Annotated in this window: 16 protein-coding genes; 8 read left to right on the forward strand and 8 right to left on the reverse strand. The window is 64.0% G+C overall.

Annotated features, from left to right (window positions below; all coding sequences use genetic code 11):
* Positions 1-56: 56 nt before the first annotated feature.
* The 4 genes from ACYQ00_RS00220 to ACYQ00_RS00235 all read right to left on the reverse strand — a co-directional run bounded on the left by ACYQ00_RS00220 (position 57) and on the right by ACYQ00_RS00235 (position 4,503).
* On the reverse strand, positions 57-794 hold the full coding sequence (locus ACYQ00_RS00220) for a formate dehydrogenase accessory sulfurtransferase FdhD (protein ID WP_460030220.1): 738 nt from the start codon (positions 792-794) through the stop codon (positions 57-59).
* 1 nt (position 795) lies between these two features.
* Positions 796-1,680, reverse strand: a complete 885-nt coding sequence (locus ACYQ00_RS00225; RefSeq protein ID WP_460030221.1) for a formate dehydrogenase accessory protein FdhE — start codon at positions 1,678-1,680, stop codon at positions 796-798.
* A gap of 61 nt (positions 1,681-1,741) precedes the next feature.
* Positions 1,742-3,685 carry a molybdopterin biosynthesis protein gene (locus tag ACYQ00_RS00230; RefSeq protein WP_460030222.1) on the reverse strand — a complete coding sequence of 648 codons (1,944 nt, stop codon included), beginning with the start codon at positions 3,683-3,685 and terminating at the stop codon, positions 1,742-1,744.
* Positions 3,686-3,789: 104 nt separating this feature from the next.
* Entirely contained in the window at positions 3,790-4,503 is a 714-nt protein-coding gene (locus tag ACYQ00_RS00235) for a molybdopterin-guanine dinucleotide biosynthesis protein MobB (protein WP_460030223.1), read from the reverse strand.
* A gap of 265 nt (positions 4,504-4,768) precedes the next feature.
* Here ACYQ00_RS00235 and ACYQ00_RS00240 point away from each other — a divergent pair, with 265 nt between their 5' ends.
* The gene (locus tag ACYQ00_RS00240; RefSeq protein ID WP_460030224.1) at positions 4,769-6,004 is read left to right on the forward strand and encodes a molybdopterin molybdotransferase MoeA; all 1,236 of its coding nucleotides are present in this window, start codon (positions 4,769-4,771) and stop codon (positions 6,002-6,004) included.
* A 52-nt stretch (positions 6,005-6,056) separates the two neighbouring features.
* Here ACYQ00_RS00240 and ACYQ00_RS00245 read toward each other — a convergent pair whose 3' ends face one another.
* Together ACYQ00_RS00245 and ACYQ00_RS00250 are read right to left on the reverse strand one after the other, a co-directional pair.
* Positions 6,057-6,674, reverse strand: coding sequence for a hypothetical protein (locus ACYQ00_RS00245; RefSeq protein WP_460030225.1), 618 nt, complete (start codon positions 6,672-6,674; stop codon positions 6,057-6,059).
* Between the two features lie 249 nt (positions 6,675-6,923).
* Positions 6,924-8,663 carry an aldehyde ferredoxin oxidoreductase C-terminal domain-containing protein gene (locus ACYQ00_RS00250; protein ID WP_460030226.1) on the reverse strand — a complete coding sequence of 580 codons (1,740 nt, stop codon included), beginning with the start codon at positions 8,661-8,663 and terminating at the stop codon, positions 6,924-6,926.
* Between the two features lie 294 nt (positions 8,664-8,957).
* Between ACYQ00_RS00250 and ACYQ00_RS00255 the strand changes: the two genes are divergently transcribed.
* From ACYQ00_RS00255 to ACYQ00_RS00275, 5 genes are all read left to right on the forward strand, one after another.
* Complete coding sequence (locus tag ACYQ00_RS00255; protein WP_460030227.1) at positions 8,958-9,182, forward strand: MoaD/ThiS family protein; 225 nt, start codon at positions 8,958-8,960, stop codon at positions 9,180-9,182.
* A gap of 1 nt (position 9,183) precedes the next feature.
* Entirely contained in the window at positions 9,184-10,038 is an 855-nt protein-coding gene (locus ACYQ00_RS00260) for a ThiF family adenylyltransferase (RefSeq protein ID WP_460030228.1), read from the forward strand.
* Positions 10,039-10,497: 459 nt separating this feature from the next.
* Positions 10,498-11,325, forward strand: coding sequence for an ABC transporter substrate-binding protein (locus ACYQ00_RS00265; protein WP_460030229.1), 828 nt, complete (start codon positions 10,498-10,500; stop codon positions 11,323-11,325).
* A gap of 110 nt (positions 11,326-11,435) precedes the next feature.
* On the forward strand, positions 11,436-12,131 hold the full coding sequence (locus ACYQ00_RS00270; protein WP_460030230.1) for an ABC transporter permease: 696 nt from the start codon (positions 11,436-11,438) through the stop codon (positions 12,129-12,131).
* The gene (locus ACYQ00_RS00275) at positions 12,128-12,820 is read left to right on the forward strand and encodes an energy-coupling factor ABC transporter ATP-binding protein (protein ID WP_460030231.1); all 693 of its coding nucleotides are present in this window, start codon (positions 12,128-12,130) and stop codon (positions 12,818-12,820) included. The genes ACYQ00_RS00270 and ACYQ00_RS00275 overlap by 4 nt, the downstream gene beginning before the upstream one ends.
* Positions 12,821-12,970: 150 nt before the next feature.
* On the opposite strand, the gene ACYQ00_RS00280 is transcribed toward ACYQ00_RS00275, so the two are convergent.
* The gene (locus ACYQ00_RS00280; RefSeq protein ID WP_460030232.1) at positions 12,971-14,131 is read right to left on the reverse strand and encodes a UxaA family hydrolase; all 1,161 of its coding nucleotides are present in this window, start codon (positions 14,129-14,131) and stop codon (positions 12,971-12,973) included.
* A 14-nt stretch (positions 14,132-14,145) separates the two neighbouring features.
* The gene (locus ACYQ00_RS00285; RefSeq protein WP_460030233.1) at positions 14,146-14,424 is read right to left on the reverse strand and encodes a UxaA family hydrolase; all 279 of its coding nucleotides are present in this window, start codon (positions 14,422-14,424) and stop codon (positions 14,146-14,148) included.
* 457 nt (positions 14,425-14,881) lie between these two features.
* Here ACYQ00_RS00285 and ACYQ00_RS00290 point away from each other — a divergent pair, with 457 nt between their 5' ends.
* Both ACYQ00_RS00290 and ACYQ00_RS00295 read left to right on the forward strand, forming a co-directional pair.
* Positions 14,882-15,886 (forward strand): zinc-binding alcohol dehydrogenase family protein, encoded by a 1,005-nt coding sequence (locus ACYQ00_RS00290; RefSeq protein ID WP_460030234.1) that lies wholly within the window; start codon positions 14,882-14,884, stop codon positions 15,884-15,886.
* A 198-nt stretch (positions 15,887-16,084) separates the two neighbouring features.
* A complete protein-coding gene (locus ACYQ00_RS00295; RefSeq protein WP_460030235.1) occupies positions 16,085-17,170 on the forward strand; it encodes an AbrB family transcriptional regulator in 1,086 nt (361 codons plus the stop codon).
* The last annotated feature ends 150 nt before the right edge of the window (positions 17,171-17,320 follow it).

The raw sequence follows: 17,320 nt of genomic DNA on the forward strand, positions 1-17,320 counted from the left end.
CGGTTTGCGCATTCATGTGTATTGTGGAGAGCCCTTCTGGACAGGAAAGGGAAAGTCTACTGCCGGACGCGCCCGGCGCTGTCGGCAAATATCGTCAGGCGTTCTTCCGCATCCCTGGCAAAGCCTACCAGGGTGGTCCCGGTGTGAAGCGCCAGGGCGATGGCGGCGTCGGTCACCGCGGAGCGGCTGACGATCACGCGTGCCCCGAGCCGGGCCGCCTTGTCCATCATGCTGGCCGTGACCCGGCAGGATAGAAACAGCATCAGATTGGCCGGGCGCAGCCCGTTGAGGACGCAATACCCGGCCAGGCGATCCACGCAGTTGTGCCGGCCAATGTCCTCGGCCCGGGCCACGAACTCGTCTGTTGTCGTATCGAGCAGGGCGGCCCGGTGAAAGCACCCCGTGGAATCCCACAACCCCGGCGCAGCGATGAACCGGCGCATGAGGGCCAGGAGATCAGCGGCTGACCGGCCATGCGGCAGGGCGGGATCCGCTGCGGGCCGTGAGTCCGGCCGGCTGCGCAGTGCGAACGCCTGCGCCAGGGCGCCCTGGCGTTCCGCCACTTCTGGCAACTCTGCCAATTCGGGAATCTGGCCCGGCGCCGCAAGCTCCAGTGCGGCATGGCCCAGGGCCAGCACCTCCAGGGCCCGCGGGGAGGCGAACAGCCGGCGGGGCGGGCCATCGTCCAGACGCAGGGAGATGGCTACCTCCTGGGCCACGGTATCTGCCATCTCGCACGTCTCGCCAGCCAGAAAGCGCAGGCAGGGCACTGTCTGAAAAGGGGCCCCCTCCATCTCAAAACCCCCAGGCCGAAGGCACGGGCCGCACATGGCCGCGCTGCTGGGCAATCATGTCCAGGGCCAGGGATTCCAGATCGTCCAGCACTGGCAGACTGGGCCGGTCGTAGTCCCGGAAATCCACGGTCTTGAGGTAGCTGTTGCACTGGCTGCACACCTGCACCGCAAAGCCGGGCAGTTCGTCGGCGGTGAACAGATCCAGCCGTTCCGGGTCCTCTTCACCGCAATACGGGCACAGCAGGCGTTTGGCCCGATATTCCACCTGGCAAAAGGAGCAGGTCAGCCCGCGGGCGCCCTCCCGGTTGATCATCCTGGCCAGGAGCGGCGGGCTGGCGCACACGGGGCAGTGGCCGAAATTCCAGGTCCGGTCCTTGGGGAAATGCGCATAGGCGGCCTCCCCCACGGCGGCGAGCTGGGGCGCGAGGCTGGCCTGAATCAAAAACCTCAGCGTACGCGGAGCCTCGGGGGTTTGTTCCCCCATTGCCTGAAAATAGGCCTCATCACCAGCCAGAGCCCTGCCGATGGCGTGCTTCACATCCAGCTCGCCCGACGCGGCCATGGCATTGAGGCGCTCCACGCTGGAGGCCAGCTGCGGGCCGCACTCCGAGGCCAGCTGCCCCAGCCGCTCGAACAGCGCCAGCGCCTGAGGCATATCGACCGGGAATTCCTCCCGCGCCAACAGCGGCGCACCCTGCAGGTTGCGTTCTTTTTCCGCCAGCATGGTTGCGGAGAGTTGCACCTGGACAGCCCGGCGGGCCTCCATCTGCTGGCGATACGTTTCGGAGGCCAGTCGCAGCAACATTTCCGGCAAAGCTGCGCTGCCGGACATGGCTTGCAGTTTCTTTTCCAACAGCTGGGTGGTCTTTTCAAAATCAAAGGGCATGATTGGTTCCTTGCTTGGCAGAGGGGTTCACTGTTGCGTGTAACGTCGAACACCGGGGCGGCTAGGCCGATTCCCCTGGCAGGCCCATGCCGGGCGACATCTGTTGCCCGGTCCAGACGGTTTCGTAACCACCGAGACGCAGAACCCTGGCCTGGAAGGGCTCGCTGCGGATCACCTCCAGCACCGCCTGGACCTTGGGATCCTCGATATGCTGCGCCGGTATGACGAGATCGTACCGCTCCCGGGCCAGGGGGACAAAGTCGAGCCCCATGGCCGCCGCGGCGGCGTACACGCCCAACCCGGCATCGGCCGAGCCGGTCATCACGTTCACCGCCACGGACATGTGGGTGTGCTCTTCATGATCGTAGCCGTAGATGCGGTCGGGGTCGATACCGTGCCGGGTCAGGTGATAGTCAAGCAGGATGCGGGTTCCGGCGCCGCGCTGCCGGTTGACGTACCGGATGCCCTCCCTGGCCAGATCGCCCACCGTCTGTATGCCCTTGGGATTGCCCGGGGCCACCATCAACCCCTGGTGGCGAATGGCCACGTTGATCACCGTCAGCGTCTGGCCGGGCAGGTGCTTGTCCAGAAACGGGAAGTTATAATCCCCGGTGGCCGGATCAAACAGGTGGCAGGCTGCCAGCATGGTGAAGCCGTTGCGGATGGCCGCAATCCCCCCCATGCTGCCGACATGGCTGGAAGTCAGCCGCACGGGGGGCGTGCGGCCCATGAGCATGTCGGCCAGAATATCCAGGGTGTTATCATGGCTGCCCACACACAAGAGGCTGCGTCCGAGCTCCGCTGGCTCCACCAGCAGCTCGGCCGTGATGGTGCTGCCGGCTTCCAGGCCTTCGGCATTGGCCGGCAATTGGGTGGTGGCCTGGGCCTTGCTGAGGGTGGAGATGCTCCCGGCCCCGCGCGGCAACGGCAGGGCCACATACCGGCCGCCCACCTCGCCCAGGGCCAGGCGGACAAAATCCACCATGCCCAGGCGCGAGGGCAGGCTGCGGGCAAGGGTGGCGGTCACGGTCTGGCGGCTTTCCGGCTCGGTCCTGGAAAGCCAGCAGGCCAGCGGATGCAGCAGGCGCTCGAAACACACGACGGAACTGACCGGATAGCCCGGCGCACCCACCACCAGCTTGCCCCCGGCCACGCCAAGCAGGGAAGGCTTGCCCGGCATGACGGCCACGCCATGCACCAGCACTGTGCCAAACCGTTCGATGGTGGCGCGGGTGTAATCCTTGCTGCCAGCCGAGGAGCCGGCCACCAGGATGACAATGTGGGCGTCGGAGTCCAACCCGGCTTTCAGGGCGGCGGCCAGGGCCTCGGGATCATCGCCCACTGGCGCCACCCGCTCGCAGGTCATGCCCCATTGCGCGGCCAGGGCCGAAAGCACCATGGAATTGCTCTCCACCGCCTGTCCCGGGCCGGGCTCGGGGTGTGTGGTGTGGTCCATGATCTCGTCGCCTGTGGGAATGACCCGCATGCGGATTTTTTCATAAACATCGACGGTATACACGCCACAGGACAGCATCGAGCCCACGTCATAGGGACTGATGCGCCGGTGGCAGGGCAGCACCATCTCCGTGGCCACAATATCCTCGCCAATGCGCCGCACATGGGCAAAGGGCGCCACCGGGGCCTCAATGCAGGCCGTGTCCCCATCCATGACCACTTCCTCGATCATCACCACGGCATCGAACCCGGACGGCAGGAGATGACCGGTATTGACAAAGGCAAAGCCCTCGCCCGGTTCCAGGCGCACCGGCTGGCCTTCGCGGGCGCGGAAGGTGGAGGAGGCCCGCACCGCAATGCCATCCATGGCGGCACTGTGCGCCGTGGGGGATGAAAACCGGGCAATGACCGGGGCAGCAGTGATGCGCCCTGCGGCGTTCGCTGCGTCGATGCGCTCCACGCCGACCAATGCGTCCCGATCCAGGGCCTCCATGGCCGTGGCAAGCGCATCCTCAAGCGGAATCGTGCGAAGGTAGATATTGCGTTTCACGCGGCACTCCTTATGCAGCCTTCTCGAAAGGACGGCGGCTACGGTGTGTCTTTCTGTCGAGTTGTCAGCCGGCCTGCCAGCCAGCCGGATTTCCAATCAGCCAGTCAGTCGATTTGTATTGCAATGGGTCCCGGGCCAAACCCCTTGAGCCCACTGAGCATCCCTTGAATGCCCGAACGGAGGATTCGCTCCACAAAAGGATTCATGGCCAGGGTGGTCTCTCCCACACGGACGGTCATGGTCTGGGTCCGGGCCGCGCAGTCCTCCCCGCTGGCCCGGCCAGCCAGAATGTCCGCAGCCAGCCCGCCGCAGCCGTCACGGCCGCAGGCGCCGCAGTCCAGTCCCGGCAGGACAAACCCCTTTGCAAGCACCAGGTCAAGCAGGGCCTCCACGTCCGTAAGGTGAGGCACATGCGGCAGGCCCGGTACGGCCACCTCTCCGAACACGGCCAGCACCAGGCCGGGATCGCTCAGTTTTTCCGCATCGTCCGGATCATTGAGCACCAGCACGCGGGGGGCCAGGGCGTGTTCGCGCCCTCCCTCCATCACCAACACATCGCCGGACAACAAGGCCAGCATGTCCGGCAGACTGCGGGGGGTGTTCCAGAACACGGCGCTTTCCCCGCCAGCCAGTGCGCCAACTGTCCGGCAGTGTTTTAAGAAGCGGTCGGTATCGGTATCTTCCTTGTCCAGGCCCGGGTTGTGCGTGCATTTCAAGGCGCAAGGTACCAGGCCCTTGTCCCGGATACGGGAGAGCAAGGCATCGCACAAAGTTGTTTTTCCAGTCTTTTTGAATCCAAGAATCTGCACACCTTTCATGCAGGCTCACTCCTTGGCGTTGTGTTCCATCAGTTGACAGGCGAAGCTTCTCCCGTGAGCTGCTGCCCATGGGAACAGTTCGTCATTCTTGGCCGATTTCCCACAATTTGCCAACAGAGGAAATTCGTAAGATATTTTCAGGCTTGTGTTCACCCTGCAGCCTGGCTTACACACAGGGCAAACATGCCTGTACGCAAACTCGTCAACCCTCCTGAATCCCGGCGCAGCGCGGGCTTCAGGACATCCCGCCTCCAGGACAATCACCATGCACGATACGTTTTTCCGCGCCGTCTCCAGAAATGAGTTCACGGACCTGCTGCGTCGCTTTCCCTGCTTGCCAGACGAAACTGCCGGGCTCGACGCCGCGGCCGGCCGGTTTCTGGCCACCGAGGTCATCGCAGCCGAGACGCTCCCTCTGGCCGACAGGGCCTCCATGGATGGCTACGCGGTACGGGCTACTGACGTGTTCGGCGCTTCCGAAGGGTTGCCGGCCTATCTGGACCTGGACATGGACATCCCCATCGGCATCCTGCCCGAAAAACCGTTGCCAAGGGGCTGCTGCGCCCGCATCGTCACCGGCGGCTATCTGCCCTCCGGAGCGGACGCTGTGGTGATGATCGAGCACACGGCGGACGTTGGGGCGGGGGTGATTGAGTTTCGCCGGCCCGTGGCGCCAGGCGACAATGTCATGCTGACTGGTGAAGACGCCATGGCCGGACAGCCCCTGCTGGCCGCCGGCACCCGGCTGCGGCCCCAGGAAATCGGCCTGCTGGCTGCCCTGGGCATTGTGCAGGTGCCGGTGCGGCGCGTTCCCCGCGTGGCCATCCTTTCCACCGGCGACGAGCTTGTCCCGGCTGCCGCCACCCCGAAACCAGGGCAAATCCGCGACGTCAACACCCATGCCCTGCTGGCCATGCTGCGTGCAGCAGGAGCCACGGCCACGGCTGTTCCGCCCATTCCCGACGATCTGGACCGCCTCAGGAACGCCCTGGGCGCGGCCACGGCCGACTTTGACCTGACGCTCATTTCCGGCGGCAGTTCCGTGGGCACCAGGGACCTGACCGTGGAGGCCATCAAAGGCCTGGGTGGCGAGATCCTGGCCCACGGCGTGGCCATCAGCCCTGGCAAGCCGACCATCCTGGCTTCGATCAACGGCGCGCCGTGCCTGGGCCTGCCAGGGCAGGTGGCGGCGGCACAAATCGTCATGCTCGTGTTTGGCCTGCCCTTTGTGGCCCATCTGGCCGGCAGCCTCACGGCCTTCGATCCGCCGCGCGATCTCTTTCCGGCGGAACTCGCCCGCAATATCGCCTCGAAACAGGGGCGCGAGGATCATGTCCGCGTGCGGCTGGAGGCCCGGCCGGGCCTGCCACCCCTGGCCCATCCGGTACTCGGCAAATCCGGCCTGCTGAAAACGCTGCTTGCGGCCGATGGCGTCATCACCATTCCTGCCGACATGGAGGGCCGGGAACAGGGCGCGGTTGTCTTTGTGCGTCCCGTATAAGGGGCACGTCAGCCCCGGCCAGCCCAGACCGGCCCAGACCAGACAGGCACCCTCACCCGCGCGGGGCCGGGGCAACCGTCAGCAGAATCAGTTCCTGCTGCCCCGCCAACCCGGAGAGGACCGGTTCGGCAGGCTGCCCGTGCGCAGTGAGCGCCTGACAGAAGCGGGTCGGCTGCATGGAGACGAAGTGCCGGAGCGTTTCGGGCGCCACATAGACTCCCCTGCCCAGCAACGCCTCGCATACTTCCGGGCCAATCTGATTGAAAAACAAAACCTTGACCAAAAACGGCGCCTGCGTGCCGCCCACCTGCTCACTGGCGCAGGTGATGGAGGCCCGCATGCCGGCGAGTGCGCCGCCCTTGCGCATGGTGGCTCCCACAAGGCCGGGCAAGGCGGCGGAAAGGGCCAGACGGGTCCCCGGCTTGACGATGGCGGTATCCAGATCATCCACGGCCAGGCCATCGCGGAACACGGTCTGCACCCGATCGCGCGCGTACTCTCCATCCAGGCCGAGGGGCCCGGTCAGAAAGTCGCGCACCGAGCACGGGCCAGGACAGGGCACATACACGCCCAACTGCAGCATGCAGCTGAAGGACGCGACCTCGGGATGTTCCAGATCGATACGGCAGGCGTTCTCCGGGACCGGCAAAACAGTGGTGCTTTCTTGCATAAGCATATCCAAACACGGTGGCGCTGGTGCGCCCCATGTGCTGGTTTCGTGCGTGTTGTCCCCGCGCCATGGCGGACAGCTCGCGAAGAGGCGGCCTCCTTATTACAAAGGCTCCCCCGTTCGCGGTCTCCCTTTCCAAATACGCTGATAATACTTTGAACGTACGGCAAAAGCTTGGGAAAAGAGGGGGGGCTGGGGAAGCGCCTTTCCGCAGAGAGGCGCCCCCCAGAAACCCTTTAACACAGCGTGTTAGAACTTGAGCACGCTGTCCAGCTGTTCGTCGGACACGTCGAACACGACATTGTGCGGCGGCAGCTTTTCGCGCATGAAGTACCGGGGCAGCCGGTCATGCGCCTTGTTCAGGCCGGCCTTTTCGTTGAACTCGCGTTCCTTCTTCAGGATATCCTTGCCCAGGGCCACCACGTCGTCGGCGGTCATGTTCAGGCCGTGCATGGCATTGATGGAATCAATCATGGCCTGGAAGGTTTCCGGCTGATCCAGAATGGCGAAGGCGATGAACAGGCAGTAGCCGGTGGCGTCCAGCGCGGCTGTGGCAATCTGCAGGTTGCGGGAGAGTTCGGCCTGTCCGGCGGCGCTCAGGGGATCCACCGAGCCACCCACGTTGAGGATGTTCGTGGCCACGGCATACCCGGCGGTATGGTCCGCCCCCTGGGTGGAGGTGGCGTAGGTCACGCCAATGCCCTTGACCGCCCGGGGATCATAGGCCGGCATGGCCTGGTTCTTGACGACCGGTGCGCGCTCCAGGCCAAAGCACTTGGCCGTGACCGCCGCGCCGGCTCCGAGAATGCGGCCCAGGGGCGTGCCCTTGCCAGCTTCTTCCACCAGACGGATGGCCCCTTCGGCATCGCCAAAGGGGATGACGCCCGCTTCCATGGCCACGCCGATGGTCACGCCCATTTCGATGGTGTCGAACCCGTAGTTGTCGTCCAGGTAGTCCAGGCGGGCCACCACGTCCAGATCGCTGATGCCGCAGTTGCCGCCATGAGCCCACACGGTTTCGTACTCAGGCTGCTTGGTGATGTAGTTGCCGTCCTTGTCCACGTAGATGCCGGAGCACTGGATGACGCAGCCGCGGTGGCAGCCGTGGGTGGGATTGCCGCCGCGGGATTTTTCCAGCTCGGCCATGGTTTCGCCGGAAAGCTTGCCGGCTTCGGCAAAGCGGCCTTCCTTGAAGTTGTACGTGGGGTACCCGCCGGCTTCGCACAGGATATTGGTCAGCACGTTGGTGCCATACGTAGGCAGGCCCTGTCCGGTGACGGCGTGGCCACGCAGACCTGCCACAAAGGTCTTGTTGGCGGCTTTGAAGGCTTCGGGGTTGACGGGCTCGCGGTTCTTGGCCGTGCCCATTTCCACCACAATGCACTTGATGCCCTTGGAGCCCATCACGGCACCCACGCCGCCGCGGCCGGCATGCCGGGTGGGACGCAGTTCGGGATCGGTGACCGCAATGGAGGAGTTGGCCATGCGCATTTCGCCAGCCGTGCCGATGGAGATGACGGCGATGGATTCGCCGTGGGCTTCCACCATGCGCTGCACCAGATCATAGTTGGGCAGCATGCGCAGGCTGTTATCCTTGACGATCTCGACACCGGCGCTGGTAATGACCACCTTGTACAGGTCGTCCCCGGCCGGGCGCTCGCCTTCCAGGATCACGGCCGCATAGCCCAGCCGGGCCAGGGCCTGGGCGGCGGAGCCCCCGGCGTTGGCTTCCTTGATACCGCCGGTGAGCGGGCTTTTGCAGCCCACGGACAAACGGCCGGAAATGGCGGCGGCCGTGCCGCTCATGAGGCCGGGGGCGATGACCAGCTTGTTTTCGGGGCCCAGGGGGTGGCAGTCGGCAGGCACTTCATTAACCACCACGGTGGTGGTCATGGCCCGGCCGCCCAGCCCCGCGTACACGCCCACGGGTTCGGTGCTGGCTTTGGGGCCGCCTGGTGCGCTAACATCAATGCGCAGGATAGTGCTCATGTGAATCCTCCCAGCATCGCATGTTCGTCATGCGAAATGGTTTCGGGACTGTTGCGTAGAAGCAATCTGCATGATGCGACTTCCCTCCAGTCCCACATGTGGATGGTATCTGATCTATGCCTGATCAGACATATATATTTCTACAGTTCATCAATTACATCCCAGGGAGAAACATTGCAATAATCAAATTGTATGCATTCTTAGGCATACATCATATTACCTCGTTTGGTCTGATTGACATTCTGACACATGTCATACAGAATTTTGGGAGACAACCTTCATGGAGAGCTGCGCATGAGCATCACTGTTCGCTGTTTCGCCACCCTGGCGCACCATTCCCCGCCTGGGGAGGAGATTCCCTTCCGGGAAAATCTGACCATCGGCACCTTGCTGGATGAGCTGGGCATCGTCCGCGAAGACGCCCGGACCATTTTTGTCAATGGCATTCAGGCGCGGGCAGACAAGGTCCTTGCTGATGGCGACCGGGTCGGCATTTTCCCGGCCATCGCAGGAGGATAGCGTGGCGTCCCCTGTTGCCCGGCATGCCTGCCCCGCCACCCTGCCGGACGGCACGCCCGTTCAGATGCTCCCCGATGCGAAGACGGCGGCGCTGGCGGCCAGCCTTGGCGCGAGCCTGCGCCAGACACACATCGCGGCCCTGCGCCAGGATGTGATCCCAGAACGTTATCTGCGCAATTTCAAGACCTTCGATTGCGCCGCGCAAATCCGCCTGCTTGAATCCAGGGTCAGCCTTGTCGGCCTGGGCGGGCTGGGCGGCCCGCTCCTGGAGGGGCTTGCCCGGCTGGGCTTCGGCTGCATTCGCGCTGCCGATCCCGACATCTTCGAGCCGACCAACTGCAACCGTCAGCTACTGGCCACCACGGCCACCCTGGGCCTGCCCAAGGCTGCCGCCGCCAGGGCCAGGGCTGCTGCGGTCAATCCTGCCGTGGAAACAGAACTGATCGAAACGAGGCTGGCCGCGGCGGACTTCCCGCAGTTTTTTGCCGGTGCCACGGTGGCGCTGGACGCCCTGGGGGGCATGGACTGCCGCCCGGACGCGGAGCGCGGGGCCCAGGCGGCCGGCGTGCCGCTGGTGGCCGGGGCGGTGGCAGGCTGGACGGTGATGGTGGCCACGGTGCTGCCGGGCCGGCAAGGCCTGGGCTGCCTGTTTTCGCAACCAGGCGGTCAGGCGGGCCACAGCGCCGAAGAGGTCCAGGGCTGTCTGATGCCGGCCATCGACGTGGCCTGCGGGCTCATGCTGGCCGAGGCCGTGCGGGTGGCCTTGGGGCAATCTCCCCGCTTTGGCGGTCCCGAGGGGGCTATGGCTGTGTTGGATCTCGACCGCATGAGCATGGATCGATTCACCCTGCCCTGACCCGCTCCCCCTCTCTCTCCGGACAGACCGGCCGCCCACTGGGATCGACTTCCCCGCGTCTCGTGTTGCGCCCTCAAAATACATCTGTGCTCAGGACGCCACACCTAGCCGCCTGCAAGGCGGTCCCCGGAGTTGCAGGCTCGGTGAGTCAGCTGAAATCCGCGCAGTCCGGGTGAGGATCCTTTTCAAAATCCGATGAGATTATTATCACCTTATTTCGTGAACATGCCACCAGTTGTCTGGCCTGCCTCTCCTTCCGGGAGACAGGCCGGCGTTTTTTATCATCCAAGCGGCTTCACGAGCACGGTTTTATTTTATATGATCGCGGGGCGTTTGATAGCACGTCCCCCGCGTCTCTCCCGAACGCAGGCCCCCCCTGCGAGTTGCCTCTCCTTGATCTGCGTGGGGATGCCTTGCATCCACTCCGGGCAAAACCTCTTCTTTGAAGGAGTTGTGCGTATGATTCGTCTCTCCCGCATTGTGATGACTGCTTTTATCCTGGGTGCCCTGGCCATTGCGTCTGTTGCCCAGGCTGCCGACCCTCTCATGATGGCCACGACCACCAGCACGCAGGATTCCGGATTGCTCGAATACCTTGAGCCCATGTTCAAGGCCGATACCGGGATCGAACTCAAGTGGGTGGCCGTGGGTACCGGCAAGGCTCTGGAAATTGCCAAAAACTGCGATGTGGATGTGCTGCTGGTGCACGCCCCGGCTGCGGAGCTGGAATTTGTGAAGGAAGGACACGGCATTGACCGCCGCCAGGTCATGTACAACGACTTTGTTCTCGTTGGCCCCGCCGCGGATCCGGCCAAGGTCAAGGGCAAATCCACCAGTGAGGCCTTGAAGGGGATTTTTGACGCCAAGGCCTCCTTTGTGAGCCGCGGCGACCAGTCCGGCACGCACAAGGCCGAACAGAAATTGTGGAGTCAGTCCAACCTGTCTCCGGACAAGGAGCCCAACTACCTTTCCGCCGGCCAGGGCATGATCGCCACGCTGAACATGGCTGGTGAGAAGCAAGCCTACACGCTTACGGACCGCGGCACCTGGATCACCTTTGCCGACAAGATGGGCGACACGAACCCCCTGACCATTCTCGTGGAAGGCGACAAGGCCCTCTTTAACCAGTACAGCGTGCTGACGGTCAACCCGGCCCAGTGCCCCAAGGTCAAGACCGAGATGGCCAAGAAGTTTGAGGACTGGTGGGTTGCCCCGGCCACGCAGCAGAAGATTGCCGATTATACGCTGAAGGGCAAGCAGCTCTTCTTCCCCAACGCAGACAAGTAGCCTACACTCTTTGCCACTATGAGCCGGCTGGTCCGGGGCCTGACGCTCCCGGACCAGCCGTGGCTGCGTGGCCGCTCCCGTCCCGTGTCCTTCAGCCTTCGGACGTCCCCATGGAGTATCTCATCAATGGCCTGCAAAAGGCCCTTTTTTTGTTGATTCAGATGGATGATGCCACCATGTCGGCCATTTACGCCACGGTGCTGTCCACATGCTATGCGATGACCGCCGCCCTGGTGCTCGGGCTGCCCCTGGGGTTTGCCCTGGGATACTGCACCTTTCCCGGCAAGAGGGCCTTGCGTCTGGTGTCTGATACGCTCCTGGCCTTTCCCACGGTGCTCATCGGCCTGCTGGTCTATGCCTTCATCACGGCGCGCGGTCCGCTGGGCCAGTTTGGCCTGTTGTTCACCTTGCCGGGCATGGCCATCGGGCAGGCCGTTCTGGCCCTGCCCATCGTCGTCTCCTGGACCGCCCAGGCCGTGGAAAGCCTGGACCCGCGCTGCCGGGAAACCCTGCTCACCCTCGGCGCCAACGCCAGGCAGCTGGCCGCGCTCTCACTCTGGGAATGCCGCTACGCCATCGGCATGGTCTGCATCACCGCGTTTGGACGGGTCATTACCGAAGTGGGCGTGGCCATGATGCTGGGCGGCAACATCCGCTACGCCACCCGCACCATGACCACGGCCATTGCCCTGGAAACGAGCAAGGGCGATTTTGCCCAGGGCATCGCCCTTGGTCTGGTGCTGCTGCTCATGGCTTTTCTGACCAACCTGGCCCTGGCCTTTGTACGCCACAAGGGGGCGGTATGAGCGCAGCCCTCTATGAAGGCACGAACCTCGTGCAACGCTACGACGGGCGCGAGGTCCTGAATCTGCCGCACTTCCTGGTGGAACAGGGCGAGATTGTGGCGTTGATCGGCCCCAATGGTTCCGGCAAATCCACCCTGCTGCGGTTGCTGGCGTTCCTGGAGCAACCGGCAGCCGGCGAGTTGCGATACGCCGGGGGCAGCCATGGCCGGCAGGAGGCCACGCTGTTGCTGCAGGATCCCTATTTGCTGCGCATGCGCGTGTTCGACAATGTGGTGCTCGGACTGCGGCTGCGGCGCCAACGTCATGATGCGGAGCAGGTGTACGAACAGTGCATGCGCGCCGTGGGATTTCAGAATCCCTGGGATTTTGCGCGGCGAGGCCCGCAGGAGCTTTCCGGCGGGGAACGCCAGCGGGTGGCGCTGGCCTCGCGTCTGGCTTTGCGCCCCAAGGTGTTGCTCCTGGACGAGCCCACGGCCAATGTCGATGCCCCCAGCGCCCGGGCCATGGTGGCCGCCCTGGCGCTCTGCCGGAGCCAGGGCGCCACCATCATCTGCGCCACGCACGATCGCGCCCTCATTCAGACCCTGGGGGCACGGGAACTCCGACTCGGCAAAAGCTGGGACGAGGATCTGCCAAACGCAGACGCGGTGCCTGCAGCTCCCCTGTGTGATGTCCACGAAATAAGGTGATGAATATCTCAGCAGATTTCTTGGAAGATCATCATCCGAAATACGTGGAGTCCGGATGACTCACGGAGCCTGCGGTTCCGTATTCCCGACCAGGAGCGAGTGCGCGTTGGCAACTCGCCCCTGGTGCCATGTCCTCGCCTGTTCCGACGGCTAGAACGTCCCGGCAATTTTGTAGATGCCGAATTCACGGTGCCCCAGGCTCTCGGCCTTGGGCAGCTCGCCATTGCAGACCCTGACCATCATCTCGAACAATTCCTCGCCCAGTTGGGGCACGGTGGCGCCCTCGGCGATGATCCGGCCGGCGTTGAGGTCGATGTTGTCGGACATTTTCTCGAACGTGGCGGGATTGCCGGTTATTTTGATAACCGGTGCGATGGGGCAGCCCGTGGGCGTACCGCGGCCGGTGGAGAAGATGACCAGCTGCGCCCCGCCGGCGACCATGCCGGTGATGGAGTCGATATCCTGGCCGGGCGTGTCCATGAAGTAGAGGCCGTGCGCCGGGCCCACGGCCTCGGCATAGTCCAGCGCGCCCACAAAGGGACTGGTGCCGGCCTTGTACATGCAGCCGAGGGATTTTTCCTCAATGGTGGAGAGCCCGCCCACCTTGTTGCCCGGCGTGGGCTGGCCGCTGCGCAGATCCTCGCCCATGGCGATGGCCCGGTCCTCCACGGCCTTGACCAGCTTCAGAAACTTCTCCCGCTGCCCGGGATCGGCAAAGCGGGCAGCCAGAAGATGCTCCGCCCCGATGACTTCCGTGGTCTCACTCAGGATGCTGCTGCCGCCGAGATCCACGAGCCTGGTGGAAGCGTAGCCGATGGTCGGGTTGGAGGCCAGGCCGCTGGTGGGATCCGAGCCGCCGCATTCAAGGCCCATGATCAGCTCGTTGATGTCGAACTCCTCGCGAACCTGGGTGGAAAGCGTGCGGGCCATGACCGAGGCCAGTTCCGCACCGCGGGCGATGGCTTTGAGGGTGCCGCCGCATTCCTGGATGACGAGATGTTCCACAGGCTTGCCGGTTTCGGCCACTTCCGCGGCCACCTGGGCAGCCTGAATGCCGTCACAGCCCAGTCCCACCACCAGCACCGCGCCAACATTGGCATTTTTTCCAAAACCGACGATGGTCTTCTGGGTCAGGGCCAGGTCTGAACTGATCTGGCAGCAGCCATGCTGATTGGGGATGGAGACCGCGCCGGGCACCAGGGCGGCGATGCGCTCTGCCGTGGCTGCGGCACAGACCGAGGTGGGTATGACCAGCTGGTGGTTGCGGATGCCGTGCGGGCCGTTTTCTCTGCGAAATCCCATGATCTTCATGCGTGCCACCTTCCTCAGTGCCGTTTGTCGCCGCGACCGCGGGTGCTTTCGATGTTATGAACGTGGACATGGTCGCCGGGGTGGATCTCCGCAGTGGCCAGGCCGATACCCTCGCCGTACTTGTAGCAGATCCCGCCCTGGGCAATGTTCGCAATGGCCATCTTGTGAAAGACGGGAATGTCCGCGGCAGCCGTGACTGCCAGGCCATCCACCTCCACACGCTCCCCCTTGGCCAGGGGACGCAGGCAGGTGACAACATTGTCCTTTTCGTTAATGCGTAAAATCGGGTTCATCCCAGGCTCCTCCTCGCGTGCGGAATGGTCGGTCGGGGTGGCCGGCTGCAGACTCTTGCCGCCAGATGCGGGCAGTGTATGTCTGCTCTGGTGGCGGGTCCAGTCATTTGGCCCGGCTTCTGCGCCAGCGACGAGATTCCACTCCGGGGCACTTCTGGGCTCCGCGATGCACCCTCTCCAGAAACTCCGAAAATGGGGGCAGGCAGTTTTACTCAACCACATGAAACACAAAGTTAATAACGATATCTTATTGAATGATGCAATACTATTAATTTCCATTTTCCTGCAACACCCCCTATCAGAGAATTACCGAAGCCGCTTGTTCGCCACGTTCCAAGGAGGACACCGTGCAGATCACCCCTCTCCCCCTCTCTCCTGCAGGGCAGTCCCGCGCGAGCGCCGGAGCTGTCCCTGCCATTCACTCTTCGCAGTATTTCAATTGCTCAGGAGGTTACGCATGAAAGCCATCATCGCCACCGGTGGCCACCCGACCGAGGCCCCCCAGGCCTTTCGTGAGGAAGAACGCCCGCACCCCACACCCAACGGGCGGGATTTGTTGGTGAAGATCAACGCCATTGGCGTCAACCCCGTGGATACCAAGGTCTTCAGCCGCCTTTCCCCCGGCCAGGAGCGCATTCTGGGGTGGGACGCTCATGGAGTGGTGCAGGCCGTGGGATCGGAAGCGACGCTGTTCCTTCCCGGCCAGACGGTCTATTACGCAGGCGACCTGACCCGGGACGGCAGCAATGCCGAATACCAGCTGGTGGACGAGCGTCTGGTGGGCAAGGCGCCGGCCAGCCTCAGCCCGGCCCAGGCCGCCGGCATGCCCCTGACCACCCTGACGGCCTGGGAAGGACTCTTCGACAGGCTGGGATTCGAGGCGGCACCAAATGCCAACAAGGGGCGCTCACTGCTGGTGGTGGGCGGTGCCGGAGGAGTCGGCTCAATGATCATCCAGCTGGCGGCCTGGGCCGGACTGGAGGTGATTGCCACGGCGGGTCGGCCGGAATCCGCAGCGTGGTGCCTGGAACTCGGGGCCACTGCCGTCATCGGACGAACCGAGTTGCCCGCCCGGCTGGAAGGCGTGGGCCGAAAGCTCGTGGACGCCATCTATTGCACCACCCATGCTGCCGAGCACTGGGAAGCCATGGCTGCCGTGCTGGCACCGCAGGGGGCCATCTGCCTGATCGATGATCCGGACACCCCCCTGGACATCACCGTATTCAAGCAGAAAAGCGCCCGGATTTGCTGGGAATTCATGTACACCCGTTCCATGTTCCATACGGAGGACATGGCACGCCAGGGGCAGATCCTCAGTACTGTGGCCGAGTTGGTGGACAGTGGCCGCATCCGGACCACGCTGGCCGAGGCCTACCAGGGCCTGAGCGCCGAAACCGTGCGCGCCGCGCACCTTCGCCAACGCACCGGCAGCATGGTCGGCAAACAGGTCATTACGCTGTAGGGGGTTCCGCCTTCTCCGGCGCCGCCGACGGGGGTGGCGCCGGAGGCTGGTGGTCAGAAAAAACCGGGACTGTACTTCCTGGCTGTGCGGACGTAGGGTGCCTTGGCCAAGGAACCTGCCCGAGTGCTGCCACTGCACTTTGGCGCAGGCGGTCGGCCTTGCTGCCGACGTCTGCCTGGAGTTTGGCCTGGAGCTAGTATGTCCCGTGTTCGACGCGGCGGCCAATGGGTCGCCTTGCTGCTGGTCTCTGCCGTGCTTGCATATGGGTTGCAGCAAGCCGCTTTTCCCGCTGCCATGTTGTTGGGCCCCATGCTGGCCGGCGTGCTTTTCGCCATGCGCGACGCCACGGTGCATGTCCCGCGCTGGGCCTTTGGCGCGGCGCAGGCCGTTATCGGCTGCATGGTTGCCATCACCCTCACCCCCTCCACCCTGGCCACCCTGGGGCAGGACTGGCTGGCCATGCTGCTGGTCATCATCGTCGTCATCTTCGCCGGCGCCGTGGTGGGGCTGATGCTCATGCGCTATGGCTCCCTGCCGGGCAATACCGCGGCCTGGGGCAGCTCTCCTGGCGGCGCCGCAGCCATGACGGCCATGGCTGAAGCCTTTGGCGCGGACGTGCGCATGGTTGCCTTCATGCAATACCTGCGGCTGTTTGTGGTGGTGCTGACGGCTTCGGGCGTCTCCCGTCTGCTCCTCGGCCACGAGGCGGCCGCATCCGCGCAACACACCTGGTCTCCAGGGCTGGATGCTCCCTTGCTGCCCCTGCTGCAGACCCTGGGCATCATCGCCGGCAGCCTGCTGCTGACGCGCTGGCTGCGCGTTCCGGCGGGCGCGTTGCTGTTTCCCATGCTGGGTGGGGCGGTGTTGAACTCTCTGGGCGTAGTGCCCATCACCCTGCCCCCCTGGCTACTCTGGTCCGCATATGCCAGCCTGGGCTGGTACATTGGCCTGCGCTTTTCGCGACAAACAATCAAATATGCCGTGCGGGCCATTCCCCAGTTGTTGCTGGCCACCTTTCTGCTCATCCTGCTGTGCTGCGGTGCGGCCTGGATGCTGACCGCCTGGCTGCACGTGGATCCGCTAAGCGCCTATTTGGCCACCAGTCCCGGGGGGCTGGATTCCGTGGCCGTCATCGCCGTGGGCAGCGGCTGCGATGTGCCTTTTGTGCTGGCACTGCAGACTGCCCGCCTCTTTGCCGTGGTGCTGACCGGCCCCCTCATTGCCCGGTTCATCTGCAAGATAAGTGGTCACCGCGGCCAGGGCACGGAGAACGGACACGCATAGCCGGCTGACCAGAACAAATCCGCTTCAAACCAACCGGTAGTATCCCCTCCCTGCCGCTTGACGCCACGCGGGCTCCCACCATATTGGTGAAGTATAACAGTCTTCTCTGTTATCAAGCCGCCCACAGACGATGTACGAAGCCCACGGTGG

It is taken from the genome of Megalodesulfovibrio paquesii (assembly GCF_054653055.1).